Annotated in this window: 24 protein-coding genes and 1 pseudogene; 12 read left to right on the top strand and 13 right to left on the bottom strand. The window is 72.7% G+C overall.

Going from position 1 to position 23751, the window contains the following annotated elements; genetic code table 11:
- The first annotated feature begins 71 nt into the window (after window positions 1–71).
- The 3 genes from AA0005_RS01290 to AA0005_RS01280 all read left to right on the top strand — a co-directional run bounded on the left by AA0005_RS01290 (window position 72) and on the right by AA0005_RS01280 (window position 2554).
- Window positions 72–905, top strand: coding sequence for a siderophore-interacting protein (locus tag AA0005_RS01290; RefSeq protein WP_413451627.1), 834 nt, complete (start codon window positions 72–74; stop codon window positions 903–905).
- 72 nt (window positions 906–977) lie between these two features.
- Complete coding sequence (gene hpaH, locus AA0005_RS01285) at window positions 978–1769, top strand: 2-oxo-hept-4-ene-1,7-dioate hydratase (RefSeq protein WP_413451626.1); 792 nt, start codon at window positions 978–980, stop codon at window positions 1767–1769.
- Window positions 1754–2554 (top strand): HpcH/HpaI aldolase family protein, encoded by an 801-nt coding sequence (locus AA0005_RS01280; RefSeq protein WP_413451625.1) that lies wholly within the window; start codon window positions 1754–1756, stop codon window positions 2552–2554. Before hpaH ends, AA0005_RS01280 begins: the two co-directional genes overlap by 16 nt.
- A 116-nt stretch (window positions 2555–2670) precedes the next feature.
- Here AA0005_RS01280 and AA0005_RS01275 read toward each other — a convergent pair whose 3' ends face one another.
- Genes AA0005_RS01275 through AA0005_RS01255 form a run of 5 tightly spaced genes read right to left on the bottom strand, consistent with a single transcriptional unit; the run spans window position 2671 to window position 7744 of the window.
- Complete coding sequence (locus AA0005_RS01275) at window positions 2671–3594, bottom strand: N-acetylglucosamine kinase (RefSeq protein ID WP_413451624.1); 924 nt, start codon at window positions 3592–3594, stop codon at window positions 2671–2673.
- 4 nt (window positions 3595–3598) lie between these two features.
- A complete protein-coding gene (locus tag AA0005_RS01270; RefSeq protein ID WP_413451623.1) occupies window positions 3599–4504 on the bottom strand; it encodes a carbohydrate ABC transporter permease in 906 nt (301 codons plus the stop codon).
- Complete coding sequence (locus AA0005_RS01265; protein ID WP_413451622.1) at window positions 4501–5472, bottom strand: carbohydrate ABC transporter permease; 972 nt, start codon at window positions 5470–5472, stop codon at window positions 4501–4503. The genes AA0005_RS01270 and AA0005_RS01265 overlap by 4 nt, the downstream gene beginning before the upstream one ends.
- Window positions 5469–6788 carry an ABC transporter substrate-binding protein gene (locus AA0005_RS01260; RefSeq protein ID WP_413451621.1) on the bottom strand — a complete coding sequence of 440 codons (1320 nt, stop codon included), beginning with the start codon at window positions 6786–6788 and terminating at the stop codon, window positions 5469–5471. The genes AA0005_RS01265 and AA0005_RS01260 overlap by 4 nt, the downstream gene beginning before the upstream one ends.
- On the bottom strand, window positions 6788–7744 hold the full coding sequence (locus tag AA0005_RS01255) for an N-acetylmuramic acid 6-phosphate etherase (RefSeq protein ID WP_413451620.1): 957 nt from the start codon (window positions 7742–7744) through the stop codon (window positions 6788–6790). Before AA0005_RS01255 ends, AA0005_RS01260 begins: the two co-directional genes overlap by 1 nt.
- Before the next feature lie 147 nt (window positions 7745–7891).
- Here AA0005_RS01255 and AA0005_RS01250 point away from each other — a divergent pair, with 147 nt between their 5' ends.
- From AA0005_RS01250 to AA0005_RS01240, 3 genes are all read left to right on the top strand, one after another.
- Complete coding sequence (locus AA0005_RS01250; RefSeq protein WP_413451619.1) at window positions 7892–8767, top strand: MurR/RpiR family transcriptional regulator; 876 nt, start codon at window positions 7892–7894, stop codon at window positions 8765–8767.
- Window positions 8768–8835: 68 nt separating this feature from the next.
- Window positions 8836–9828, top strand: a complete 993-nt coding sequence (locus AA0005_RS01245; RefSeq protein WP_413451618.1) for a Gfo/Idh/MocA family protein — start codon at window positions 8836–8838, stop codon at window positions 9826–9828.
- Window positions 9829–9877: 49 nt separating this feature from the next.
- Window positions 9878–10633, top strand: a complete 756-nt coding sequence (locus AA0005_RS01240) for a sulfite exporter TauE/SafE family protein (RefSeq protein ID WP_413451617.1) — start codon at window positions 9878–9880, stop codon at window positions 10631–10633.
- 12 nt (window positions 10634–10645) lie between these two features.
- On the opposite strand, the gene AA0005_RS01235 is transcribed toward AA0005_RS01240, so the two are convergent.
- Entirely contained in the window at window positions 10646–11254 is a 609-nt protein-coding gene (locus tag AA0005_RS01235; RefSeq protein ID WP_413451616.1) for a GNAT family N-acetyltransferase, read from the bottom strand.
- Between the two features lie 58 nt (window positions 11255–11312).
- Between AA0005_RS01235 and AA0005_RS01230 the strand changes: the two genes are divergently transcribed.
- Both AA0005_RS01230 and AA0005_RS01225 read left to right on the top strand, forming a co-directional pair.
- Window positions 11313–11852 carry an alpha/beta hydrolase gene (locus AA0005_RS01230; protein WP_413451615.1) on the top strand — a complete coding sequence of 180 codons (540 nt, stop codon included), beginning with the start codon at window positions 11313–11315 and terminating at the stop codon, window positions 11850–11852.
- A 7-nt stretch (window positions 11853–11859) separates the two neighbouring features.
- On the top strand, window positions 11860–13014 hold the full coding sequence (locus AA0005_RS01225; protein ID WP_413451614.1) for an NAD(P)-binding domain-containing protein: 1155 nt from the start codon (window positions 11860–11862) through the stop codon (window positions 13012–13014).
- A 110-nt stretch (window positions 13015–13124) separates the two neighbouring features.
- Here the strand turns inward: AA0005_RS01225 and AA0005_RS01220 are convergent, their stop codons facing one another.
- Window positions 13125–14789, bottom strand: a complete 1665-nt coding sequence (locus AA0005_RS01220) for an FAD-dependent oxidoreductase (protein ID WP_413451613.1) — start codon at window positions 14787–14789, stop codon at window positions 13125–13127.
- A gap of 58 nt (window positions 14790–14847) precedes the next feature.
- Between AA0005_RS01220 and AA0005_RS01215 the strand changes: the two genes are divergently transcribed.
- The 4 genes from AA0005_RS01215 (at window position 14848) to AA0005_RS01200 (ending at window position 19556) form a co-directional block, all read left to right on the top strand.
- Window positions 14848–15408 carry a TetR family transcriptional regulator gene (locus AA0005_RS01215; protein WP_413451612.1) on the top strand — a complete coding sequence of 187 codons (561 nt, stop codon included), beginning with the start codon at window positions 14848–14850 and terminating at the stop codon, window positions 15406–15408.
- 70 nt (window positions 15409–15478) lie between these two features.
- Window positions 15479–16054, top strand: coding sequence for a PadR family transcriptional regulator (locus tag AA0005_RS01210; RefSeq protein WP_413451611.1), 576 nt, complete (start codon window positions 15479–15481; stop codon window positions 16052–16054).
- Window positions 16051–16794 (top strand): ABC transporter ATP-binding protein, encoded by a 744-nt coding sequence (locus tag AA0005_RS01205; protein WP_413451610.1) that lies wholly within the window; start codon window positions 16051–16053, stop codon window positions 16792–16794. The genes AA0005_RS01210 and AA0005_RS01205 overlap by 4 nt, the downstream gene beginning before the upstream one ends.
- Window positions 16794–19556 carry an FtsX-like permease family protein gene (locus tag AA0005_RS01200; RefSeq protein ID WP_413451609.1) on the top strand — a complete coding sequence of 921 codons (2763 nt, stop codon included), beginning with the start codon at window positions 16794–16796 and terminating at the stop codon, window positions 19554–19556. The genes AA0005_RS01205 and AA0005_RS01200 overlap by 1 nt, the downstream gene beginning before the upstream one ends.
- Before the next feature lie 133 nt (window positions 19557–19689).
- Here AA0005_RS01200 and AA0005_RS01195 read toward each other — a convergent pair whose 3' ends face one another.
- The 6 genes and pseudogenes from AA0005_RS01195 to AA0005_RS01170 all read right to left on the bottom strand — a co-directional run bounded on the left by AA0005_RS01195 (window position 19690) and on the right by AA0005_RS01170 (window position 23694).
- Window positions 19690–19797 (bottom strand): DUF3418 domain-containing protein, encoded by a 108-nt coding sequence (locus AA0005_RS01195; RefSeq protein ID WP_413453045.1) that lies wholly within the window; start codon window positions 19795–19797, stop codon window positions 19690–19692.
- Window positions 19798–19924: 127 nt separating this feature from the next.
- Window positions 19925–19993, bottom strand: a pseudogene (locus tag AA0005_RS01190) (hypothetical protein); the annotation flags it as partial.
- A gap of 294 nt (window positions 19994–20287) precedes the next feature.
- Window positions 20288–21115, bottom strand: a complete 828-nt coding sequence (locus AA0005_RS01185; protein ID WP_413451608.1) for an ABC transporter permease — start codon at window positions 21113–21115, stop codon at window positions 20288–20290.
- On the bottom strand, window positions 21112–22083 hold the full coding sequence (locus AA0005_RS01180) for an ATP-binding cassette domain-containing protein (RefSeq protein ID WP_413451607.1): 972 nt from the start codon (window positions 22081–22083) through the stop codon (window positions 21112–21114). The genes AA0005_RS01185 and AA0005_RS01180 overlap by 4 nt, the downstream gene beginning before the upstream one ends.
- Window positions 22080–22922 (bottom strand): alpha/beta hydrolase, encoded by an 843-nt coding sequence (locus AA0005_RS01175; protein WP_413451606.1) that lies wholly within the window; start codon window positions 22920–22922, stop codon window positions 22080–22082. Before AA0005_RS01175 ends, AA0005_RS01180 begins: the two co-directional genes overlap by 4 nt.
- Before the next feature lie 79 nt (window positions 22923–23001).
- Entirely contained in the window at window positions 23002–23694 is a 693-nt protein-coding gene (locus AA0005_RS01170; RefSeq protein WP_413451605.1) for a response regulator, read from the bottom strand.
- Window positions 23695–23751 lie beyond the last annotated feature (57 nt).

Raw genomic sequence — 23751 nt, 5'->3', positions numbered from 1 at the left:
GGCACCCTGGAGACGTCCGAGAAGCGTCGAGTACAGTGGAATTTGCCCGAGATATCGCCAAAAGGAGACCTGTGACCGACCGTCCCGTCCGCCGCCGGAAGCCCCAGACGATCCTCGAGGTCATCCGCCGCGAGCAGCTGACCCCGCACATGGTGCGGCTCTACCTCGGCGGGCCGAACTTCTCCTCCTTCGAGCCCAGCAGCTGCACCGACAGCTACGTGAAGATCTTCTTCGCCAAGCCCGAGCTCGGCCTCGAGCCGCCCTACGACGTCGCCGCCCTGCGTGAGCACCTGGCACCGGAGGACCTGCCGGTCACCCGCACCTACACGGTGCGTGAGGTCAACGAGGCCGAGCAGTGGCTGTCGATCGACTTCGTCGTCCACGGCGCGGAGGGCCTCGCCGGCCCGTGGGCCGAGCGCGCGCAGCCCGGCGAGCGTGTCGTCCTCTCCGGCCCCGGCGGCGCCTTCAACGCCGACCCGACGGCGGACTGGCACCTCTACGCGGGCGACGAGTCCTCCCTCCCGGCCATCGCGGCGTCCCTCGAGGTGCTCCCCGACGACGCCGTGGGCGCCGCGCTCATCGAGGTGGGCGGACCGGAGGACGAGCTGCCGCTGCGCGCTCCCGCCGGCGTGGAGGTCCGGTGGCTGCACCGCGGCGACGCCCCGGCGGGCACGACGACGATCCTCGCCGACGCCGTCGCCGCCCTGCCCTGGCGCGAGGGCCGGGTCTGCGCCTTCGCCCACGGCGAGCGCGAGGCGGTCAAGGCGCTGCGCGACGTGCTCTTCGCCCACCGCGAGCTCGAGCGCTCGCAGGTGTCGATCTCCGGGTATTGGGCCTACGGGCGCACCGAGGACCGTTTCCAGGCCGAGAAGCGCGAGCCGGTGGGCAAGATCTTCACCGACTGACCGGAACAGACCGCTCTTCTTCGTATACGATCCAAGGAGTCCGGGTACGGGATTCGATGAGGAGCACCAGCCATGACGACTCTCGACGACGGCACGATCGTCGCGATCGCCGACGAGCTCGCCGCCGCCGAGCGGGACCGCGCGACCGTCCCGCTGCTCACGGCCCGGTACCCGGGCATGACCGTCGACGACTCCTACGCGGTGCAGAACGAGTGGCGCCGCCGCGGGGTCGCGGCCGGGCGCCGGCTCGTGGGCCGCAAGATCGGGCTGACCTCCCGGGTCATGCAGGAGGCCACCGGCATCACCGAGCCGGACTACGGCGCGATCTTCGCCGACGCCGTCTTCGAGAACGGCTCGGTCATCGACTTCGACCGCTTCTCCAACGTCCGCATCGAGGTCGAGCTCGCCTTTCGGCTGGCCCGCCCGCTCGAGGGACCGCACGTCACCGTCTTCGACGTCCTGCGCGCCACCGAGTACGTCGTCCCGGCGCTGGAGATCCTCTCCTCGCGCATCGAGCTCCAGGGCCGCACGATCGTCGACACGATCAGCGACAACGCGGCCTTCGGCGGGCTCGTCTACGGCGGTAACCCGGTGGAGGTCGGCGCCCTCGACCTGCGCTGGGTCTCGGCGCTGCTCTACCGCAACGAGACGATCGAGGAGTCTGGCGTCGCGGCCGCGGTCCTCAACCACCCGGCCACGGGCGTCGCGTGGCTGGCCAACAAGCTCGCCCAGCACGGGGACCGCCTCGAGGCCGGGGAGATCGTCCTCGCCGGCTCCTTCACCCGCCCCATGTGGGTGGAGCGGGGCGACACCGTGCTCGCCGACTACCGGGAGATGGGGACGATCTCGTGCCGCTTCGTCTGAGCCCCACGCTGCGCGACGCGCTCGCCGCCGCCACCCGCCCGCTCGCCGGGATCTGGGTGTGCTCGGGCAGCACCGTGGCCGCCGAGATCGTCGCCGGCTCCGGCATCGACTGGCTGCTCATCGACCAGGAGCACGGCCCCAACGACCTCGGCACGACGCTCCTGCAGCTCCAGGCCGTGGCCGCCTACCCGGTGACGCCCGTCGTCCGCGTGCCCTCCCACGACCCGGTGACGATCAAGCAGGTCCTCGACCTGGGCGCCCAGACCCTCCTCGTGCCGATGGTCTCCACGGCCGAGCAGGCCCGCGAGCTCGTCCGCGCCGTCCACTACCCGCCGCGCGGCATCCGCGGGGTCGGCTCGGCGCTGGCCCGCTCGGCCCGCTGGAACCGCGTGGACGACTACCTCGCCGACGCCGCCGAGCACGTGTCCCTCCTCGTCCAGGTCGAGACCGCGGAGGGGGTGGATGCGGCCGCGGAGATCGCCGCGGTCGACGGCGTCGACGGCGTCTTCGTCGGTCCCTCCGACCTCGCCGCCTCCATGGGGCTGCTCGGGCAGCAGACCCACCCCGAGGTCGTCGCCGCCGTGCACCGCGCCTTCGCCGGCGTGCGCGCGGCCGGCAAGCCGGTGGGCGTCAACGCCTTCGACCCCGCCGTGGCCCAGTCCTACCTCGACGCCGGCGCGAGCTTCGTCCTCGTCGGCGCCGACGTCGCGCTCCTGGCCCGCAGCACCGAGGCGCTCGCGGCCCGGTTCACCGCCACCGAGCAGGAGGAGCGCGGCTCCTACTGACTCCGCGGCCGGGGCGCCAGGGGGTGACCTGGTGCGGAGACGTTCAACTGATTCACCAGGCGAGTCAGTTGAACGTCTCGCGACACGGTCTCCTCCTCGCGCCCGCCCGGGGCGGCTCAGCGGATGCTGAGGAGCGGCTCGGACGGTTCGAGATCTCCGGCCAGCGCGCGGCGGGCGAGCAGGTCGGCGCCGTCGAGCGCGGTGCCGCGCGGGGGCTCGAGGACGGCGTCGGGGCGCAGCTCCGCCAGGCCGTCCCTCAGCGCCTCCCGCACGACCTCGGAGCGGAGGATCCCGCCGGTCCACGACGCGCGCGGCGGCACCGGCGGGCCCAGCGCCGCCGCGAGGCTGCGGGCGAGCTCCCGGCCGGCGAGCCGCAGGATCTCCCGGGCCACGCCGTCGTCGTCCGCGGCGAGGGCGACGACGTCGGGGACGACGGAGGCAAGCACCCCGGCCCGGTCCTCGCGCGTGTAGATCTGCCGCGGCCACGTCTCGGGCTCCCCGAGCCGCGCGACGGCGACGGCGAGGAGCCGGGCGGCGTCGGAACGGCGCCCGTCGTGCTGCTCGAGTGCCGTCTGCAGCGCGCGCATGCCGATCCACGCACCGGAGCCGGCGTCGCCCAGGACGTGGCCCCAGCCGTCCACCTTGCGCCAGCAGCCGGCAAGGTCGGTGCCCAACGCCGTCGAGCCGGTGCCGGTGAGGACGACGGCGCCCGGGTGGCCGCCGAGCGCACCCACCGCGGAGGTGACGGCGTCGGAGGCGACGACGGCGGGGACGTCACCGAGGGCGGATCGGACGGCGTCGTGCAGCGCCCGCGGCCCGTCGGAGAGGGTGAGGATCCCGCTGGAGCCGACGCACACGGCGTCGACCTCCCCGCTACGCACGCCCAGCCGCTCGACGAGGGCGGTGACGAGCGGCGCCGCGACCAGCCCGGCCGCGCTCACCCGCAGGCGCTCGCCGCTCGCCTCCCGGACGCCGCCCGGGCCGGTGAGGCGTGCCCGGGAGCCGGAGCCGCCGAGGTCGACGGCCAGGACCGTGGTCACGCCGCTACTTTCCCATCCCGGCGGTGAGGCCGGCGATGATCTGCCGGGTGGCGACGAGGAAGAGGACGATGAGCGGCACGGTCGCGATGACGAGGCCGGCGAAGAGCGTGGACCAGTCGGTCTGGTACTCCCCGAAGAAGCTCGTCAGACCCACCGGCAGGGTGTAGTTCTCCTGGTTGCGGATGAGGATGAGCGGGTAGAAGAAGTCGTTCCAGATCGGCACGAAGCGGAAGACGACGACGGTCGCGATCGCCGGCCGCACGAGCGGGGCCATGACGCTCCAGAACATCCGGAACGGCCCGGCGCCGTCGAGCCGCGCCGCCTCCTCCAGCTCCCCGGGCAGCTGCCGGAAGAAGGTCGTGAGGACGAAGACCGAGAACGGCACGCTCACCGCCGCGTAGACCATGACGAGCCCGAAGCGGGTGGAGATGAGCCCGAAGGAGTCGAGCAGGTAGAAGATCGGCACGATCATGAGGAAGACGGGCATCATGAGGCCGGAGACGAAGACCGCCTCGATGACCGACATGAGCCGCCCCTTGGCGCGGGCCAGGGCGTAGGCGGCGAGCAACGACACCGCCGTCGCGATGAGCACCGAGGAGACGGTGACGACGATCGAGTTGAGGAAGTACGTCGAGAAGGACGCCTCGATCCACGCCCGCTGGTAGCTGGTGAAGTCCGGCTGCAGCGGCAGGCCCAGCGGCTGGGTCGCCAGGTCCCGGTTCGTGCGCAGCGAGTTGAGCAGCATGATGAGCAGCGGCACGACGGCGACGGCGGCGTAGAGCCACAGCGCCGTCGTCGTCGCCGCGGCGGCCCAGCCCCGGTCGCGGCGCCCGCGGCGCGGACGCTCGGTCGGGTCGGTGACCACGGGCGGCAGGCCGTCGGGGCGGCGGGTCGTGGGGATGGCGGTCACTGGCCGAGCCTCCTCTCGGTGCGGCGGAACCACCGGGTGAAGGCGGTCGAGAGCACGAAGATGAACAGGAAGAGCAGGATCGCGATCGCCGACGACGTGCCGATGGCGTTGGACGAGCCCGACTCGAAGGCCGTGCGGTAGAAGACGAGCGACAGGACGTCGGTCGCGCCCGCCGGCGCCCCGGTGGACCCGCCCAGCGCGTAGGGGATCGGGAAGGCCTCCATCGAGAAGATGAAGGTGAGGACGCTGACCGTGCCGATGACCGGGGTCATGAGCGGCAGCGTGATCGCGAAGAAGCGCTGCGGGCCGGACGCGCCGTCCAGCTCGGCGGCCTCGTCCAGCTCCGGCGGGAGCCCGCCGAGCGCCGCCCCGTGGAGGAGGAGCGGGAAGCCCACCCACTGCCACGCGGTGACGAGGACGACCACCCACAGCGCCGTGCCCGGCGTCCCGAGCCACGGCAGCGCGAGGGAGTCGAGCCCCACCGCCTTGAGCGCGGCGTTGACCGGCCCGAACAGCGGCGAGAGCAGCAGCGACCACAGGTAGCCGACGACGAGCGGGCTCACGAGGTAGGGCATCGTGAACAGCACCTGGAAGAGGCGCCGGAAGCGGGCGCGGCGGTGCAGGATCACCGCGAAGAGCAGCCCCACCGAGTTCTGCACGACCATCGCGCCGACGAAGAGCAGCAGGTTGTGCCCGAAGGCCCGCGGCAGGGTCGAGCGGTAGGGCTCGGAGGTGAAGAGGTTGACGAAGTTCGCCAGCCCGACGAACTCCTCCTGGCTGGTTCCCCGCCACGAGAACATCGAGTAGCTCACCGCGGTGACCATCGGGTAGAGCACGAAGATCGTGAAGAGGACCGCCGCCGGGGCGATGAACAGGAGCGCGACGCGGGTGGGCAGCGCCGCCGTCGTCAGCCGACGACGGCGCTGCCCCGGCTGCACGGCAGCCGTCTGCGCGGGGGTCGTGGTCACTGGCCCGGGGTGAACCATTCGGACAGACCGGTCTGGACGTCCTGGGCGACCTGTGCCGGGTCCTTGTCGCCGAGGAAGAGCTCCTGGACGCCCGCCCCGAGGAGGTCGGTGCCGCTCGGGTCGCCGTAGCGGAAGTTGACGAGCTGGAGGTAGGGCGCCGGGTTCTCCTGGTACAGGTCCCACATCTCCTGCATGAGCGGGTCCTCGAAGGTGACGCCGGGGACGGGGGAGAACTGCTTGAGGTCGTTGGCGACCATCTGCCCGAACTCCTCGGCGGCCAGCCACTTGATGAGGGTCTCGGCCTCCTCCGGGTGGGTGCTGTTGGCGCTCAGGCCCCAGTTGCCGTCCGCGTAGGCGGGGGTCACGGGGTGGTCGAGGGCCGAGCCGGGCGGCGGCGGCACCTGGAAGACACCGAGCTCCAGCTCGGGGTTCTCCGCCTGGAAGAAGGCCAGCTCGAAGGAGCCGCCGGGGAACATCGCGGCCTGCTCGGTCGTGAAGAGGACCTGGGACTCGGTGTAGCTGACGCCGACGACGTTCTCCGGCATGTACTGCTGCACGTCGACGACCGTCTGGAGGGAGTCGACGTAGGCCTGGTCGGTGAGGTCGGTGTCCCCGGCCAGCACGGCCTCCTCGAACTCCGCGCCGCCGTACTGGGCCGAGCCGAGGATGTCGTGGACGATCGGCATCATCCACGCGTCGAGCCCGCCGACGGACATCGGCGTGACGCCCGCCTCGGCGAGCGTCTCGTTGACCTCGACGAACTCCTCCCAGGTGGTCGGCTCCTCCAGGCCGTGCTCCTCGAAGATCGCGGTGTTGTAGTACATCTGCAGGGTCTGGGAGGCGAATGGCACGCCGTAGGTCTGCCCGTCCTCGCGGCCGATCGCGCCGGCGAGGATCGTCTCGTCGAACTCGGCGACCTCCGGGACGATGTCGTCCAGCGCGACGAGGTTGCCGCCCTCGACGAGCGGCTGGAGCAGCCCGTAGCTGCGCACCTGGGCGACGTCAGGGCCGTCGCTGCCGGTGAGCCCGGTCTGGAGGATCTGGTTGTACTCGGTGTTGACGAAGGCCTGGAAGTCGACCGTGATGCACGGGTTCTCCTCCTCGAAGGCGTCGAAGATCGTCTCGTAGGTGTCGGCGTCCTCGGTGCGCCAGGACCACACGCGCAGGCTGACATCCTCGGCGCACTCCCCGCCGTCGGCGGTCTGCTCGGCGCCGGCGTCGGGGTCGTCGGTGTCCGGGGCGTCGGAGGACGGCGCGCACGCGGCGAGCAGGAGGAGACTGGAGGCCGCTGTCGCGGCGAAAATGCGGCGTTGCATCATGGTTCCCTTCGTGACGGGCTGCTGGGGGTCGGGGCGGACAGGGAGCGCACGGCGGTGCGGACGACGCCGTCGGCGGCGTGGAGCGCCTCGCGTGCGGAGGCGGGGTCGGTACCGGCGAGGGTCGTGACGAGCGCGACCTTGAGGTCGCCGCCCGCCTCCTCGAGCGCCGCCTCGCAGGCCGGGCGCTCGAGGCCGGTGGCCTGGGCGAGGATCGTCACGGTCCGGGCCCGGAGCTTCTCGTTGGTCGCGACCATCGAGACCATGAGGTTGGACCAGGTGCGCCCGAGGCGGACCATGAGGGCGGTCGAGAAGCTGTGCAGGACGAGCTTCTGCGCGGTCGCGGACTTCATCCGGGTCGAGCCCGTCAGCGCCTCCGGCCCGGTGTCGAGGACGACGGCGACGTCGACGTCGTCGAGCAGCCGACCGCGCGGGTTGGAGGTGACGAGGGCGGTGAGGGCGCCGCGCTCGCGGGCGTGGGCGAGCGCGCCGGCCACGTAGGGGGTGCGGCCCGAGGCCGCGAGGCCGACGACGACGTCGCGCTCGCCGACGTCCGCGACGGCGTCCCGGCCGGAGGCGGCGTCGTCCTCGACGTTCTCCGCGGCACGGACGATCGCCGGCGGGCCGCCGGCGAGATGGGCGGTGACGACGCCTTCCTCCAGGCGGAAGGTCGGGAGCAGCTCGGCGGCGTCGACGACCCCGAGGCGTCCGCTCGTGCCGGCGCCGACGTAGTGGACGGTGCCGCCTGCCCGCACCCGCTCGGCCGCGCCGTCGACGAGACGGGCGAGCGCGGGGAGCGCGGCGGCGACGGCGGCCGGGACGAGCTGGTCCTCGGCGTTGATGAGCTCGAGCAGCTCGAGGGTGTCGACGACGTCGAGGTCGACGGTGCGGGGGTTGCGCTCCTCGGTGGGCGAGTCGACGACGACGCCCCAGCGGGTGCCCTCTCGTGGCGACATCGCGACTCCTGTTCGGTGGTACTCCCGGCGCTGGGCCCGTGACAGTCTTGCTGCCGAGGACGATGCCGCCTCGCCGGGGGGAAGTCAAGGAGTTACGCCCTAGTACGATTCATGCAAAGTAAGTTTCATCGACGGAGGATGGACACCATGGCCGAGGCCGCCCCGCCCGACGGCGCCGCACTCGTCAGCCGGATCAGCGCGCTGCTGCCCGAGCTGCGTCCCGCCGAGCGGCGCGTCGGGGAGGCTGTCGTCGCCGACCCGACCTCCGTGGCTCGTGAGTCCATCACCGCGCTCGCCGAGCGCTGCCGCACCTCCGCGCCGACCGTCGTGCGCTTCGCCAAGCGCATGGGCTTCTCCGGCTACCCCCAGCTGCGACTCGCGCTGGCCAAGGCCGCCGGCATCGAGGAGGGCCGCACGGCCCGCGGGCCGATCTCCGGCACCCTCGACGCGGGCGACACCCTCGAGCAGGTGGTGGCGAAGATCGGCTACGCCGACGCCCGGGCCGTCGAGGACACGACGGCGATGCTCGACATCCCGGCGCTCGAGGCCGCGGTCGACGCGCTCGTCGGGGCCCGCCGGATCGACATCGTCGGGGTCGGGGCGAGCGGGGTCACCGCGATGGACCTGTGCCAGAAGCTCTCGCGCCTGGGCCTGAGCGCCGTCTACCACCAGGACCGCCACGCGGCCCTCACCTCCGTGTCCCTGCGCGGGCCGGGCGACGTCGTCATCGCCGTCTCCCACTCCGGCAGCACCCCCGACGCGATCGCCCCGACCCGCCTCGCCGCCCAGCAGGGCGCGACGGCGATCGCCCTCACCAACCACCCCGGCTCCAAGCTCGCGCAGACCGCCGACATCACGCTCGTGACGACCACCCGCGAGACGACCTTCCGCTCCGGGGCGATGGCCAGCCGCATCGCCCAGCTCGTCGTCGTCGACTGCCTGTTCGTGGGGGTGGCCATGCGGGACATGACCGCCACCCGCTCCGCCCTCGACGCCAGCTTCAAGGCCGTCGCCGACCTCTAGCTCCCCACCCTCGCGCCGACAGCACACTTATCGCCGAGAGTGCACTTACCGCCACTACGATCGCGCGGGTGGACACAGTGCGATGGGGCATCATCGGCGTCGGGAACGTCACCGAGGTCAAGAGCGGGCCGGGTTTCCAGCAGGCCGAGCGGTCCTCGCTCGTCGCGGTCATGCGGCGCGACGGCGCGAAGGCCGCCGACTACGCCCGCCGCCACGGTGTCCCGCGCTGGTATGACGACGCCGACGCCCTCATCCACGACGACGAGGTTGACGCCGTCTACGTCGCCACGCCGCCCGACTCGCACCGCGACTACGCCGTCCGCGTGCTCGCGGCCGGCAAGCCGGTCTACGTCGAGAAGCCGATGGCCCGCACCGCCGCCGAGTGCGAGGAGATGATCGCCGCCGCCGAGCGCGCCGGCCTCCCCCTCTTCGTCGCCTACTACCGCCGCGCCATGCCGCGCTTCGTCACCGTGAAGGAGCTCCTTGACGACGGCGCGATCGGCACCGTCCACGCCGTCGCCGTCCACGCGTCCAAGCCGGCCGTCATCGACGACGGCGCGGACGTGCCGTGGCGGGTGCGGCCGGAGGTGAGCGGGGGCGGCCACTTCGTCGACCTCGCCTCGCACACCCTCGACCTCCTCGACCACCTGCTCGGTCCGGTCGCCCGGGTCACCGGCTACGCCACCTGCTTCGGCCGGGCGACGTCGGCCGAGGACGTCGTCAGCGCCTCCTTCGAGCTGAAGTCCGGCGCCCTCGGCACGGGGCTGTGGAGCTACGGCACCCAGGAGGCGCGCGACGAGGTCCGCATCCTCGGCTCGGCCGGGTCCCTGCAGTTCTCGACCTTCGGGCAGGAGCCCGTCCTGCTCACCACCGCCGACGGGGAGCGCCGCATCGAGGCGCCCTACCCCGCCACCGTCCAGCTGCCGCTCATCCAGACGGTCGTCAACGAGCTGACCGGCCATGGCAGCTGCCCGAGCACGGGGCGGTCGGCCGTCCGCACGGCGCGTGTCGTCGACACGCTGCTCGCGGAGTACCGGGCGGCGCACGACCTGCGATTCTGACCGTGGCGGCGGACGACATCCCTGGCGACGGCGACCGGACCGCCCGCTGATGCTCGCGCTCACCGGCGTGGATTGGGCGCTGCTCGCCGTGGCCGCAGGCTTCGTCGGGCTGTCCAAGGCGGCCCTGCCCGGGTCGAACACCGTGTCGATCGCGATCTTCGCCGCCGTGCTGCCCGCAAAGGAGTCGACCGGGGCGCTGCTCGTCCTCCTCATCGTCGGCGACGTGTTCGCCCTGCTCGCCTACCGCCGCCACGCCGACTGGGCGACGCTCCGCCGGCTGGTCCCGACGGTCGTGGCCGGGCTGCTCCTCGGCGTCGTCTTCCTGGCGCTGGCCGACGACGCGGGGGTGCGCCGGGTCATCGGCGTCATCCTCCTCCTCGTCATCGCGGTGACCCTCGTCCGCCGGCGCTCGGGCCGGGCCGCGACGGCCCGCGGCGAGGAGCCCGACGGCACGCACCGCTGGCTCACCCGGGGCTACGGCGCGCTCGGCGGCTTCACGACGATGGTCGCCAACGCGGGCGGTCCGGTGATGTCGATGTACTTCATCGCCTCCCGCTTCCCGGTCAAGCAGTTCCTCGGGACCTCCGCGTGGTTCTTCGCGATCGTCAACCTCACGAAGGTGCCCTTCTCCGTCGGGCTCGGCCTCATCACCGGCCCGTCGCTGCTGCTCGACCTCGTGCTCGTGCCCGTCGTGCTCCTCGGCGCGCTTGGGGGCCGCTGGCTGGCCGGCCGGATCCGGCAGGACGTCTTCGACCGGGTCGTCATCGCGCTCACCGTCGTCGGGGCGCTCAACCTCGTCCGGTAGCGAACCGGCCGCTCAGCGCGCGCCCCGGGCGCGCAGCCGCTCGGTCAGCCCGAGCCGCACCGTCGGCCACTCCCGGTCGATGATCGAGAAGACGACGACGTCGCGCACCGTGCCGTCGCGCCACAGGTCGTGGTTGCGCAGCACCCCGTCCTGCTTCGCGCCGAGCGCGGCGATGGCGCGCCGGGAGCGGTGGTTGTGCCAGTGCGTGCGCAGCTCGACGGCGATGCAGCCGAGCGTCTCGAAGGCGTGGGTCAGCTGGAGCAGCTTGGCCTCGGTGTTGACGCCCGTGCCCTGAGCGCTCGCGGCGATCCACGTGGACCCGATCTCCAGGTGGCGGTTGTCCTCGCGGATGTTGAGGAAGGTCGTGACACCGAGCGCGGCACCGTCGGCGTTGCGTCGCAGCACCCACGGCACCACGCGGCCGGCGGCGTGCTGGGCCAAGCGGGCCGCGACGTCGTCGTGCATCGTCTCGGGGGAGGGGACGCGGGCGTACCAGAGTTCGTGCAGGTCACCGTCCTGGACGGCGACGGCGAGCTCGTCCGCGTGGTCGCGGCGCAGAGGCTCGAGCGTGACGAGACTGCCGGTGAGGGTGGGGACGGCGGTGAGGCTCACGCTGGGCATCCTAGGGATCCGCGGGGTGCCGATATGACCTTGCACCGGAATCACGGACGGGCGCCCGATGGTTGTCATGCTCCACGGGTACTACGGCACCGCTGAGGACTGGGCGCGGTTCTTCCCCCTGGTGCCCGACCACGTGGTGGCCGCGTCCCTCCAGGCGCCCGTCCCGCTGGACGACCGGTGGTCGTGGGTCGACCTCGCGCCGCACGGAGTGGCCGGGGTCACCGCCGTCGGGCGGGGATTCCTCGCCTGGCTCGACACGCTCCCCGCGGCCCCGGTCGCGCTCCTGGGGTGGTCCCAGGGGGCGGCGACCAGCGTGCACCTCCTCCGGAGCGAGCCCGAGCGGATCGTCGCCGTCGCGGCTCTCGGTGGCTTCCTGTGGGAGACGCGGCCGCACCGGGGAGTCGCGCGACGTCGCCCCGTCGTGTTCGCGGGCTGGGGCGAGCGCGAGAACGTCGTCACCCCGAGCCAGCACCGCCGGGCCCGGACCTGGCTGGAGACTCACTGCGACACGACGTTCCGCTCGTACCCCGACGTCGGCCACGAGCTGACGGCGGACGCAGAAGGCCGTCGGAAGAGATCGCACCCGTCCGTGCGTTGAGGGTGACATGCCCACCCTGCTCCGCGATCGCGCGCCCGCCTCTGGCGAGACGTCCCGGCAGCGCCGGGCGGACGTCGTCGTCATCGGCGCCGGCCAGGCGGGTCTGTCCGCGGCCTACCACCTGCAGCGACGCGGCTACGGGTCCGCGCTGGAGGCCGACGCGCGCAGCTTCGTCCTGCTCGACGGCGAGGACGGCCCGGGCGGGGCGTGGCGCCACCGCTGGGACTCGCTGCGGATGGCCACGGTCAACGGCATCCACGACCTGCCCGGCATGGAGCAGGAGCCGCCGGACGACTGCGAGCCGTCGAACGCCGCGCTGCCGCGCTACTTCGCGCAGTACGAGGAGCGCTTCGAGCTGCCGGTCGTGCGGCCGGTGCGCGTGGAGGCCGTCGAGCGGGCCGACGACGACCCGCAGGGCCCGCTCGTGGTGCGCACCGACCGCGGCACCTGGCTCGCCGGCGCCGTCGTCAACGCCACCGGCACGTGGCAGCGCCCCTACTGGCCCTACTACCCGGGCCGCGAGACCTTCCTCGGCCGCCAGCTCCACACCGCGGACTACGTCAGTGCGGAGGAGCTCCGCGGGCAGCACGTGGTCGTCGTCGGTGGCGGCATCTCCGCCGTCCAGCTCCTTGACGAGATCTCGCAGGTGACGTCGACGACGTGGGTGACCCGCCGCGAGCCCGTGTGGCGCGAGGGCCCCTTCGGGCCCGACGAGGGCCGGGAGGCCGTCGCGAAGGTGGAGGAGCGGGTTCGTGCCGGGCTGCCGCCACGGTCGGTCGTCAGCGTAACCGGGCTGCTGTGGACACCGGCGCTGCGGGCGGCCGCGCGGCGCGGTGCCCTCGACCGCCGGCCCATGTTCGAGCGCGTGGAGCCCGACGGCGTGCGCTGGGCGGACGGCACCTTTCAGCGGGCCGACGTCATCCTCTGGGCCACCGGCTTCCGGGCCCAGCTCGACCACCTCGCGCCGCTGCGGCTGCGCGGGCGGGGTGGTGGCATCGTCATGGACGGCACGCGCGTCGCCGCCGAGCCGCGCGTCCACCTCATCGGCTACGGGCCGTCGTCGTCCACGGTCGGGGCGAACCGGGCCGGCCGCGACGCCGTCCGCGAGATCGACGCATTCCTGGCGGCGAGGCGACGGCGCTCGGCGGACGACGGTAAGTGAGCTGTCGGCGCTAACTGTGCTGTCGGCGGTCAGTGTGCTGTCGGGAGGGGGTGGTCCCGGGGCAGGACAGGTGCACCGGGACCACCCGCTTCAGGCGACGCGGCGACGGATCAGCGGGTCGCCGTCGTCGCCGTCTCACGGGTGGCGACCTTCGCCATGTGGCGGGCGGCGCGCATCCCGAACACCGCGGCCGGGCCGATGGTCGAGCCGGGGCCGGGGTAGGTGCGGCCCATGACCGAGGCGGAGTTGTTGCCCGCCGAGTACAGGCCCTCGATCACCGAGCCGTCCTCCCGCAGGGCGCGCCCGTCGGCGTCGGTGACGACACCGCCCTTCGTGCCCAGGTCCCCGACGACGAGCTTGAAGGCGGTGAACGGGCCCTTCTCGATCGGGCCGAGGTTGGGGTTGGGGCGCACGGTCGGGTCGCTGTAGTAGCGGTCGTAGGCGGAGTTGCCGCGGCCGAAGTCGCCGTCGATACCGGAGCGCGCGAAGGCGTTGAAGCGGCGGACCGTCGCGACGAAGCGCTCCTTGTCGACACCGAGCTTGGCCGCGAGCTCCGCGAGCGTGTCCGCCTTGACCATGATCCCGGCGTCCTGCATCTGCTTGTTCGCCCGCGGGTCCATGGCGTAGGTGCGCAGGTAGCGGCGGGCGTGGCGGATGTCGGAGACCATCCAGTACGGGCCGTCCTTGTCGTGCTCGAGCATGTGGTGCCCGAGGTCGACGTACGACTCCGACTCGTTGGCGAAGCGCTCGCCCTGGGCGTCGACGATGATCGAGTAGGGCATCGACCGCTCGCCCACGATGAAGGAGGGCGAGCCGCCCGGCAGCGCCTCGATCGAGGCGCCCCACCACGCGTCGTCCATGAGCTCGAGCGCCGCCCCGGCCTTCGCCGCGATGTCGATCGGCTTGCCGAGGTTGCCCGGTGCGCCGGAGGGGGCGCCGTCGATGCCGTGGTACTTGCGGCGCCACTCGACGTTCTGGTCGAAGCCACCCGCAGCGAGCATGACGCCGTGCGTGGCGCGCACCGTCACCGCCTTGCCCTCGCGCGTGGTCCGCACGCCGACGACGCGGTCGTCCTCGATGACGAGCTCCTCCAGCGGGGAGCTGAGCCACAGGTCCGTGCCGAGCTTCTGGACGACGACGTCGAGGAAGGCGGCGGCCCAGCCCGCCCCGATCCCTGCGAGCTTCTTGCCGCTGACCACGCCGCCGAGGGCGCGGAAGACGAACTGGGCCCCGCGGACGAAACCGGCCGGGGTGGACCACGCGCGGCCGAGCAGCCACACGTCGTCGGTCTTGGCGGGCAGCGGGATGGGCGAGGTGTGGCTCTCCCACCAGGCGCCGATGCGCTTGACGTCGAAGGGCTTGACCTCGAGCGCGCGACCGATCTTCCCGCCGGGCAGCTCGGGGTAGTAGTCGGCGTAGTCGGGGGAGCGGACGAGCTCGATCCCGTACTTCATGGCCGTGTCGACGAAGTCGGCGACCCCGTCGACGAAGGCCTCCTTGCGCTCGCGGCTCGTCGCGCGGCCCTCGTCACCGACGGTGGCCTCGAGGTAGGCCAGCGCCTCCTCGCGGGAGTCGCCGACGCGGTCGCGCTTCATCAGCGGGTTGTTGGGCAGCCACATGCCGCCGCCGGACATCGCGGTGTTGCCGCCCCACTTGTCGGTGCTCTCCAGCATGAGGACGCGCAGCCCCTTGTCGGCCGCGCCCAGCGCCGTCGCCATCCCTGCGGCCCCGCTGCCCACGACGACGACGTCGTAGGTGTGGTCAAAGGTCGTCATCCTTGCTCCCTCTGCTCAGGCAAACCGGACACTCTTGTCCGGTTCCTATGATGCGAGGATGACGCGCACATCACAAGGGGGCAACCGTGGTCCGGCAGCGGCCGCGGACAACCGGCGCGCACTCCTGCGGGCGGCCCGCGAGCTCTTCGCCGACCAGGGGTACAACGTCCCGCTGAGCGCCATCGCCCGCGCGGCCGGCGTGGGGCAGGCGGTCCTCTACCGGCACTTCCCGCGGCGGCTGGACCTGGCCTTCGCCGTCTTCGAGGAGAACTTCGCCGAGCTCGAGCAGCTCAGCGCGGAGCCGGGGCCGGACGCCTTCGAGCGGGTCTTCGAGCGGCTGGTCGGGCTCATGGTCGAGTCGGTGGGATTCGTCGAGCTCGTCGTCGGCGCCCGGGGCGTCGTCGACTACGACGGCGACGAGCGGCTGGCCCAGCTCGTCGCCGGACCGCTGGCGCGCAGTCAGGAGGCGGGGCGGGTGGCAGCGCGGGTGACCGTCGACGACGTCGCCCTCGCGCTGCGGATGATCTACGGGGTCGCGGCCACCGTCCGTGACGAGGCGCGGCGGCGTGCCGACGTCGAGCGGGTCAAGGCCTTGGCGCTCGAGCGGTGGCGCGCCTGACGCGCCGTTGACACGGCATAGTTACTGAGTAATCTCTCCCTTACTTACTCGGTAACCACAAGGGAGTGCCATGTCGGTCAGGCACGGTCTGCTCGCCCTTCTCGCGGAGGGCCCGATGCACACCTACCAGCTCAAGCAGCAGTTCGAGGAGCGGACGGGCGCGACCTGGCCACTGAACATCGGCCAGGTCTACACGACGGTCCAGCGCCTGGTGCGCGACGGACTCGTGGAGGCCCTGACCCCGGAGGGCAACGAGGTCGAGCGCTTCCGGCTGACCGACGCCGGCGCGGAGGAGGCCGCCGCGTGGTGGACCACGCCTGTTCAGCGCGGGACGCCGGCGCGGGACGAGCTCGTCATCAAGCTCGCGCTGGCGGCCACCGCGCCCGACGTCGATGTCGTCGACCTCGTGCAGCGCCAGCGGCGGGAGTCGATGCGCTCCCTGCACGAGTACACGCGCCTGCAGCGCACCACAGGCGATGACCTGGCGTGGGGCCTGGTCCTCGACCACCTGATCTTCGCCCTCGAGGCCGAGATCCGGTGGCTGGACCACATCGAGGCCAAGGTCGCCCGGGCGGCCCGCAAGCCCCCGCAGCGACGTGGGTCCGAGGCCGTCGCGGCCGAGCAGACCGAGGGGGCCAGGTCATGAGCGGGTCCGACCCCAGGCCGGTCCTGCTGAGCCTGCGCGGCGTCAGCCGGGTCCACGGCAGCGGCCCGACCGCTGTGCACGCGCTGCGCCAGGTGGACCTCGACGTCCGCCTTGGGGAGCTGGTCGCGATCATGGGGGCGTCCGGGTCCGGCAAGTCGACCCTGCTCAACATCGCCGGCGGGCTCGACACCCCCACCGACGGGACGGTGAGCCTGGGGCGTCACGAGCTCGGCACCCTCGACCCCAGGGCACGCGCCAGGCTCAGACGTCGCTCCATCGGCTACGTCTTCCAGGACTTCAACCTCATCCCCGCCCTCACCGCGCTGGAGAACGTCGCACTGCCCCGCGAGCTCGACGGCGTTGCCCTTCGAACCGCGCGCCAAGAGGCCCGCGCCGCGCTGGAGGAGGTCGGCATGGCCGAGCTGGCCGACCGCTTCCCCGACGAGCTGTCCGGAGGCCAGCGCCAGCGCGTGGCGATCGCCCGTGCCGTCGTGGGCCCGCGACGCTTCGTGCTCGCCGACGAGCCGACCGGCGCCCTGGACTCGACCACCGGCGAGGACGTCATGCGCCTGCTGCGGGCCCGCGTCGACGCCGGTGCCGGTGGCCTGCTCGTCACCCACGAGGCGCGTCACGCCGCCTGGGCCGATCGCACCGTCTTCCTGCGCGACGGCGTCATCATCGACACCACCGGTGAGCTGGCCGAGCCGGAGTCCCTGCTGAGCGCCGCGGACGGGCACTGATGGCACGCCGGCTGGTCGCGCTGCGCGCTGCCGGGCGTGTCGCCGCCCGCGACGCGAGACGGGCCAAGGGACGCACCGCCCTCGTGGCGACCATGATCGGGCTCCCCCTCCTCGTCGGGACCGCCGGCGGCACGCTCCTCAGCTCCCTCGACCCGAGCCCGGAGCAGATCGTCTCCGGAGAGCTCGGCGACCACGCCCAGGCCGAGGTCCACGGGTGGTTCGGCGAGGACGTCGAGCAGGGTCCGCTCGGCAGCGCCGGCGGCTGGTCGACGTCCGGCGGGGACGCCGAGCCGCCGACCGTCGAGGAGCAGGAGCAGGCGGTCGCCGCCGCGCTGCCCGCTGGCAACGAGCTCGTGCGCGCGAGCATCGCCGAGGTGACGCTCTCGAGCGAGGAGCGTGCCCGCCCCTTCGTCGGCGAGCTCCGCGAGCTGCCCCCGGACCGGCTCGCGCAGCTGGTTGCGACACCGCTCGCGGCCGGCTCCCTGCCCCGCGCGGCGGGTGAGCTCCTCGTCAACCACGGGACCGCCGAGGCGCTCGCCGTCAGCGCCGGGGACACCCTCACCCTGGACGTCGGCGCACCGCGACCAGTGACGGCCACGGTGACCGGTGTCCTCGAACCCGCGGTCATCCCCACCCCAATCCTCGCGCCGTCCGGCACCCTGCCGGCCGACCGCGACGTCACCACCGGCTGGGCTGCGCTGCCGGTGAGCTGGTACGTCTTCGGCGACGAGCCGGTCACCGCGGAGCACGTGCGGGAGGTCAACGCCCTGGGCTCGCTCGTCCTGAGCCGGCACGTCGTCCTCCACGGCGGGCTGGCCGACCCGACCGCGGCGATCGTCAGTCCGGGGGCCGTCGCCGTCGTCGCCGCCGTCGCGGCCGTCGCGCTCATCGAGGCCGTCCTCCTCATCGGGCCGGCCTTCGCCGTCGGCGCGCAGCGCAGCCGACGCCAGCTCGCGACGATCGCGGCAGCCGGGGGCAGCGCCCGGGACCTGCGCCGTGTCATTCTCCTCGGCGGCGTCGCGACGGGCCTGGCCGCGTCCGCGCTCGCCGTCGTCCTCGGCCTCGCGACAGGTGCCCTGGGCGTGTGGCTCGTCAACCTCCTGTGGCCGGCCACGATCGCGGGCCTGCGGGTGCCCTGGCTCGTGCTGCCCGCGCTCGTGCTGCTGGGCACGCTGGTCGCCACCGCGGCCGCGTGGCTGCCGGCCCGGCAGGCGGCCCGTCTCGACGTCGTCGCGGCGCTCGCCGGCCGCCGCGCCGAGGCCCGCCCCCGCCGCCGGGTGGCCGTCGTCGGTGCGGTGCTGGCCGCAGCCGGCGTCGCGGCAGCACTCGCCGGCGCCGGGACCTCCCAGCCCTTCCTCCTCGTCGGTGGTGTCATCGCCCTGGAGGTCGGGATCGTCTCCACCGCCGGCACCATCGTCGCGCTGGTCGCCCGGCTCGCGCCGCGCCTGGGACTCGCCAGCCGTTTCGCTCTGCGCGACAGCGCGCGACAGCGGCCGCGCACCGCCCCAGCGGTCGCCGCCATCATCGCGGCGCTGGCCGGGGCCACCGCCGGGGCGGGGTTCATCGCCTCCTCGGGGGCGCACCGGGAGGCGACCTACCTCCCGACGGGTCCGGAGGGGACGGTGACGGCGGGGATCTTCGCCGACGTCGGATCACCAGCCGTGGCTCCTGAGCAGCTGTCCGCGCTGACCGACGTCCTGCGCTCGACCCTCCCGGTCGACGACGTCCACGTCGCCACCATGGCTGCGCTCGACGATCCCGACAGCCCCGCCGCCGACGAGGCGGCCTACCTCATCACGCGCTGGCCGGACGGCCAGGTCGAGTGCCCGCTGGACGAGCTCAGCGACCCGAGTGACGCCGAGGTCCGGGCGCACGCCGACGACCCGCGCTGCCAGCGCACCGCGTGGGCGGGGACGTCTGCTCTCCTGTCGCGGCTCACGGGCGCGGTCCTCGTCGACGACGGCACCCTGACGAGGGGCCTGGGCTTCCCGGGCGGCGAGGAGGCCGCTGCGGCGCTGGCGGCTGGCCGGGTCGTCGTCGCGAGCGAGCTCATGGTCCACCCCGACGGGACGGTCCGCCTCGACGAGGAGCGCTACGTCGAGGGCGAGCCGGGCGAGGTGGTCGAGACCCACGAGCTCCCGGCTACCGCCGTCGACCTCGGCGGCGGCCCGACACCCGACCTCTTCACGATGGTGTTCCCGCCACAGGTCGTCGAGAGCCTTGACCTGTACAGCGAGGAGGTCGGCCTGCTCGCCGCGACGACGCGGATGCCCACGGAGGCCGAGGAGACCGCCGCGTGGGACGCCCTGTACCGCGTCCACGACGACGCCTACCTCGGCGTCGAACGGGGGACCGGGGGAGAGTCCCTCACCGTGTGGATCGTCGTCGCCGGCGCTCTCGTCGTCGGGCTGGGTGCCACGATGATGAGCATCGCGCTCGCCCAGGCGGAGACGCGGCCGGACCTGGCCACCCTCGCGGCCGTCGGCGCCTCGCCGGGCATCCGGCGCCGCATCGCCGCCGCCCAGGCCGGGGTGCTTACGCTCATCGGCGGTGTCCTCGGCACCGGGACCGGTCTCCTGCTCGCGGCCGTCATTGTCACGGCCATGCGCCACGAGGGTGGGTTCATCGACCCGCACTGGAGCCTCGTCGTGCCGTGGCCGGCCGTTGCCGCCATCGGGCTGGGTGTCCCGCTGCTCGCCATGGGTGCGGCGTGGCTGTTCACCCGGTCGCGGCTGCCCATGGTGCGCCGCATTGCCGCGTAAGCGGCCTTGGACCGGCTGCGTCGCGGGCGTTGGAGGGCGCCCGCGACGCAGCCAAGCGTGCCCTACTTCTTGCGAGTGGACGTTTCGACCTCAGCGGTCGAAAAGTCCACACCCAAGCAAGACGGCCGGCCGGTCAGGCGCTGGCGAGGAGCTTGCGGATGCGCTTCTCGCTCACCTTGACCGGCGTGCCGAGCTGCTGGGCGAAGAGGCTGCACCAGGGATTCCAGCAGCATGAGCGCACTGGGTGGCACGACCTCCCTGCGCGGCCGACGCGTGCGCTGACGGGGTGAGTCGGAGACCAGGCTGAGCAGATGGGCGACGTGGTCGTCGTCGAGGCGCAGCACGCGCGCGATCGCCTCGAGCACCTGCACCGACGGGTTCCGGTCGCGCCCTCGCTCCAGCCTCAGGTAGTAGTCCGCACTGATACCGGCGAGCATGGCGACCTCCTCCCTTCGCAGACCGGGCACCCGCCGGACACCGTGGTCAGGGATTCCCGCCTGCTCGGGGTCACCAGCTCGCGACGAGCGCGCAAGTAGATCCCGAGAGCGTTCCAGGTGTCGCTCATGTTGACGAGCGTAGATCGTCGCGCATGCGGAGGGAGGGTCCCGTCACTACCCCCCATCTGCGACGACGTGGGGAGGGGATCTCCCCCACCCCGGCAGCACCTCTCGATCGAGGGAGGCTGGAGCACACCTCTGGGGGCCAACGTGCCAACCCCGCCCGCCCGCGGCTCACCGTCCCAGCCGACGCAGCAGCGCCAGGGCCAGCGGTACGCACACCGCTGTGACAGCCACCGGCCAGATGACGGCCAGCGTCACGGCGTCTGCGGCGCTCGGGGGACCGGAGAGGCCCTGGACCAGCTCCCTGGTGGCAGCTGTGGTGAGCGAGAGCGGGTTCCACGCAGCCGGACCGGCCAGCCACTCAGGCATGAGCGCTGTCGGCACGATGGTGTCGGCCACCATGGCCAGCGGGAAGACGAGCGCGAAGTACTTCATCGCGGCTTCCGGCCCGCTGACCATGAGGCCGAGCAGAATGCCGACCCAGGAGAAGGCCAGGCGGAGCAGGAGAAGGACACCGAGGGCGGCGAGGACCGCGCCCGGGCTGGATCGCCACTCCCACCCGAGCGCCGCGCCGAGGCTCACGAGTACGGCCAGCTCAGCGACGGCGGTGAGCACGTCGGCGAGTGCGCGCCCCGCGAGCAGCGCCACCGGTGACGCCGGCAGTGTGCGCATCCGGTCGAGTACGCCGTCCTGCGCGTCGGAGGCCACGGCGATCGTCGTGCTGCCGATGCCGAACGCCATGGCGAGAGCGAAGACCCCGGGCATGAGGAACTGGCGATACTCAGCGTCCGGCGTGCCCATCGCTGCTCCCAGAGCATCACCGAAGACGACCCCGAACATCACGACGGCCATGACAGGAATGAGAATGGTGCTCAGCAGCTCGTCCGGACGGCGGGTCAGGCGGGCGAGGTGACGGCGTGCCACCACCCAGGTGTCACTCGCGGCCCAGGCGAGTCGCGCGGCGCCGGTCGCGCGCGTTGGTGCCGCTGCGGTACTCATCCTGCTGCCCCTTCGACGACCGTGGAAGTCAGGTGCAGGAAGACCTCGTCGAGGTCGGGTGGACGCAGTGAGACGTCCTCGGCCCGCACTCCAGCGTGGTCGAGGGCGCGGGCCAGCCGTACGAGGGTCGCGGTCCCACCGCGCATGGGCAGCGCGATCTCGCGGGTAGTGCGGTCGACCGCGGCGACGGCCTCGACTGCTGTGGAGAGCGTCGCGGCCGCATGCTCGACGTCGTGGTGTGCGGGGACCCTCACCTCCACCCGGCTTCCACCGATCCGGGCCTTGAGGTCAGCCGGCGTTCCTTCGGCCACGATCCGGCCCGCACCCACGAGCGAGACCTGGGAGCACAGGCGGTCGGCCTCGTTCAGGTACTGGGTGGTGAGCAGCACGGTGGTGCCGGTTTGGGCGAGCTCGCGGACGGCGTTCCACACTTCGGCCCTGCTACGCGGGTCGAGTCCCGTGGTCGGTTCGTCCAGGAAGAGCACGTGCGGGCGGCGAATCAGGCTGACAGCGAGATCCAGACGACGCCGCATCCCGCCGGAGTAACGGTGTACCGGCCGGTCGGCGGCGGCGACGAGGTCGAAGCGCTCCAGCAGCTCCGCAGTGCGTCGCCGTGCAGCGCCCGGGCGCAGGTGGTCCAGCTGGGCGAACATCTGCAGGTTCTGCCGCCCGCTCAGCACCTCGTCCACGGCCGCGTACTGCCCGGCCATGCTGATGTGCTCGCGTACCCCCCGCGGGTCGGTGGCGACGTCACGTCCGGCGACGCGAGCGCGGCCGGAGTCGAGCCGAACAAGGGTGGTGAGGATGCGTACCGCCGTGGTCTTGCCGGCACCGTTCGCGCCGATCAGTCCGTGGACGCTCCCGGCGGAGACCTCGAGATCGAGCCCGTCGAGCACGGCACCCCGGCCGGGATAGCTTTTGCGCAGGTCCTCGGCGAGGATGGCGGGTTCGCTGCGTGTGGTGCTCATGCCGTCAGCACCTCTGCGTGGCGGGCTCGGGGGCGGGAGGCGGCGGCGGCCCGGATGGGGGTCACCTCGTCGTGGAGGCCCACGGCAATGCGGGCGATGTTGTGCAACGACTCGCTTCCCGGGGTGAAGTACCCGCTGTGCCCCGCGACGTCACCGGTGGCGAAGCGTCTCGCACCCAGCGCGGGGTGTAGGGGAGTGCGACCCAACCCGAGGGTGCCGAGCTTCGTGCGCGGGACGAAGCGGATCCAGTCAGATGGGCCCTGGGCCGCCCAGAGGCGGGTGTCGCACCCGAGCTCCTCGCGGCGCCACACACCCATGCCAGGGCTGCCCAGGGCCACACAGTCCGCCGCGCAGGCCGTGCTGAGCGCCAGGCCGGAGACCGTGGAGCCGTAGCTGTGCCCGATCAGGGTGACGTGGGCCGTCCGTGGCAGGTAGTGGGTGAGACGAGCCAGATCGGGCGCGCCCTCGTGAGCGGGGAGGTTGGACGTGGCGGCAGCCAGGTCGGACGGGGTGTGGTACCCGACCCAGACGACGACGGCGACGGCGACGGCACTTGAGGAAGTCAGGGCCTGCATCGAGCGCAGGACGCGCTCACCGCGTCCGCGCAGACTCTCGGGTCCGTCGTCGCCGAGGTAGCTGCGCTGGTCGTGGCCGGCGCCTGGTACCAGTACCGCGACGTGATCGGCGGTGGCGACCTCTCCGAGGGCCTCGACGATGCGCGCTCCCCCTGGAGGGTCAGCGGCCAGGAGGTGGCGTCCATCGACGTTCCGCAGCTCGTACCGAAGAGCGCTGCGGGCCGGTGGGACGTGGGATGGTGCGACTGTCGGTGTGGTGGACATGCTGGGGACGTTAGGAACCAGGTTCGCCCGGCGGCGTCACCCCGCAGAGCCAATTGCGGCCCCCTACCCGCGTACTGCGTCAGCTCTGCGCCCTCACCAACCCGCTCTCGTAGGCGGCGATGACCATCTGGGTCCGGTCCCGGAGTCCCAGCTTCCCGAGGATGCGGCTGACGTGGGTCTTGACGGTCTGCTCGGCGACGAACAGCTCCTGCGCGATCTCGCCGTTGGAGTACCCGCGGGCCACCAGGCGCATGACGTCGAGCTCGCGTTCGGTGAGCGGCGTCAGGGAGTGGTCACCGCGGGGGGCGTCTGCGGGACGGGCAGCAAAGTCCGCGATGAGGGAGCGGGTGACCTTGGGGGAGAGCAGTGCGTCCCCGGCAGCCACCACGTGGACGGCGTGGACGAGCTCCTCCGGCGGTGAGTCCTTGAGAAGAAAGCCGCTCGCGCCGGCACGCAGCGCAGCGAAGACGTACTCGTCGGCGTCGAACGTCGTGAGCATGATGACCCGCGGAGGTTCCCCGGGCGCCTCGCGTACGGCGCGAGTGGCGTCGAGACCGTTGACCTTCGGCATCCGGATGTCCATGAGGACGATGTCGGGCCGGGTGCGGCGCACGATGTCGGTGATTCCGAGTCCGTCGTCCGCCGTCCCCACGACGGTGAGGCCGGGCTGGGCGTCGAGCAGCGCTGCGAAGCCGGCCCGGATCATGGCCTGGTCGTCGACGATGAGCACGCGCACGGGCCTCTCCCCGTCGGCGGCGGAATGAGAAGGCATGCCCACAACCTAGCGTCGGCCGTCGCGCTGGTCGGGTCCCGAGATCCCTCCCAGGTA

This window comes from Georgenia phoenicis (assembly GCF_047302425.1).
GTDB lineage: Bacteria > Actinomycetota > Actinomycetes > Actinomycetales > Actinomycetaceae > Oceanitalea.
This window is presented reverse-complemented; position numbering and strand designations above follow the sequence as displayed.

Coding starts and splice junctions, on each gene's coding strand:
- hpaH (WP_413451626.1), top strand. CDS start 978: ATGACGACTCTCGACGACGGCACGATCGTCGCGATCGCCGACGAGCTC.
- AA0005_RS01260 (WP_413451621.1), bottom strand. CDS start 6,788: ATGCAACGCCGCATTTTCGCCGCGACAGCGGCCTCCAGTCTCCTCCTG.
- AA0005_RS01255 (WP_413451620.1), bottom strand. CDS start 7,744: ATGTCGCCACGAGAGGGCACCCGCTGGGGCGTCGTCGTCGACTCGCCC.
- AA0005_RS01250 (WP_413451619.1), top strand. CDS start 7,892: ATGGCCGAGGCCGCCCCGCCCGACGGCGCCGCACTCGTCAGCCGGATC.
- AA0005_RS01240 (WP_413451617.1), top strand. CDS start 9,878: ATGCTCGCGCTCACCGGCGTGGATTGGGCGCTGCTCGCCGTGGCCGCA.
- AA0005_RS01235 (WP_413451616.1), bottom strand. CDS start 11,254: ATGCCCAGCGTGAGCCTCACCGCCGTCCCCACCCTCACCGGCAGTCTC.
- AA0005_RS01230 (WP_413451615.1), top strand. CDS start 11,313: ATGGTTGTCATGCTCCACGGGTACTACGGCACCGCTGAGGACTGGGCG.
- AA0005_RS01225 (WP_413451614.1), top strand. CDS start 11,860: ATGCCCACCCTGCTCCGCGATCGCGCGCCCGCCTCTGGCGAGACGTCC.
- AA0005_RS01220 (WP_413451613.1), bottom strand. CDS start 14,789: ATGACGACCTTTGACCACACCTACGACGTCGTCGTCGTGGGCAGCGGG.
- AA0005_RS01215 (WP_413451612.1), top strand. CDS start 14,848: ATGACGCGCACATCACAAGGGGGCAACCGTGGTCCGGCAGCGGCCGCG.
- AA0005_RS01210 (WP_413451611.1), top strand. CDS start 15,479: ATGTCGGTCAGGCACGGTCTGCTCGCCCTTCTCGCGGAGGGCCCGATG.
- AA0005_RS01205 (WP_413451610.1), top strand. CDS start 16,051: ATGAGCGGGTCCGACCCCAGGCCGGTCCTGCTGAGCCTGCGCGGCGTC.
- AA0005_RS01200 (WP_413451609.1), top strand. CDS start 16,794: ATGGCACGCCGGCTGGTCGCGCTGCGCGCTGCCGGGCGTGTCGCCGCC.
- AA0005_RS01185 (WP_413451608.1), bottom strand. CDS start 21,115: ATGAGTACCGCAGCGGCACCAACGCGCGCGACCGGCGCCGCGCGACTC.
- AA0005_RS01180 (WP_413451607.1), bottom strand. CDS start 22,083: ATGAGCACCACACGCAGCGAACCCGCCATCCTCGCCGAGGACCTGCGC.
- AA0005_RS01175 (WP_413451606.1), bottom strand. CDS start 22,922: ATGTCCACCACACCGACAGTCGCACCATCCCACGTCCCACCGGCCCGC.
- AA0005_RS01170 (WP_413451605.1), bottom strand. CDS start 23,694: ATGCCTTCTCATTCCGCCGCCGACGGGGAGAGGCCCGTGCGCGTGCTC.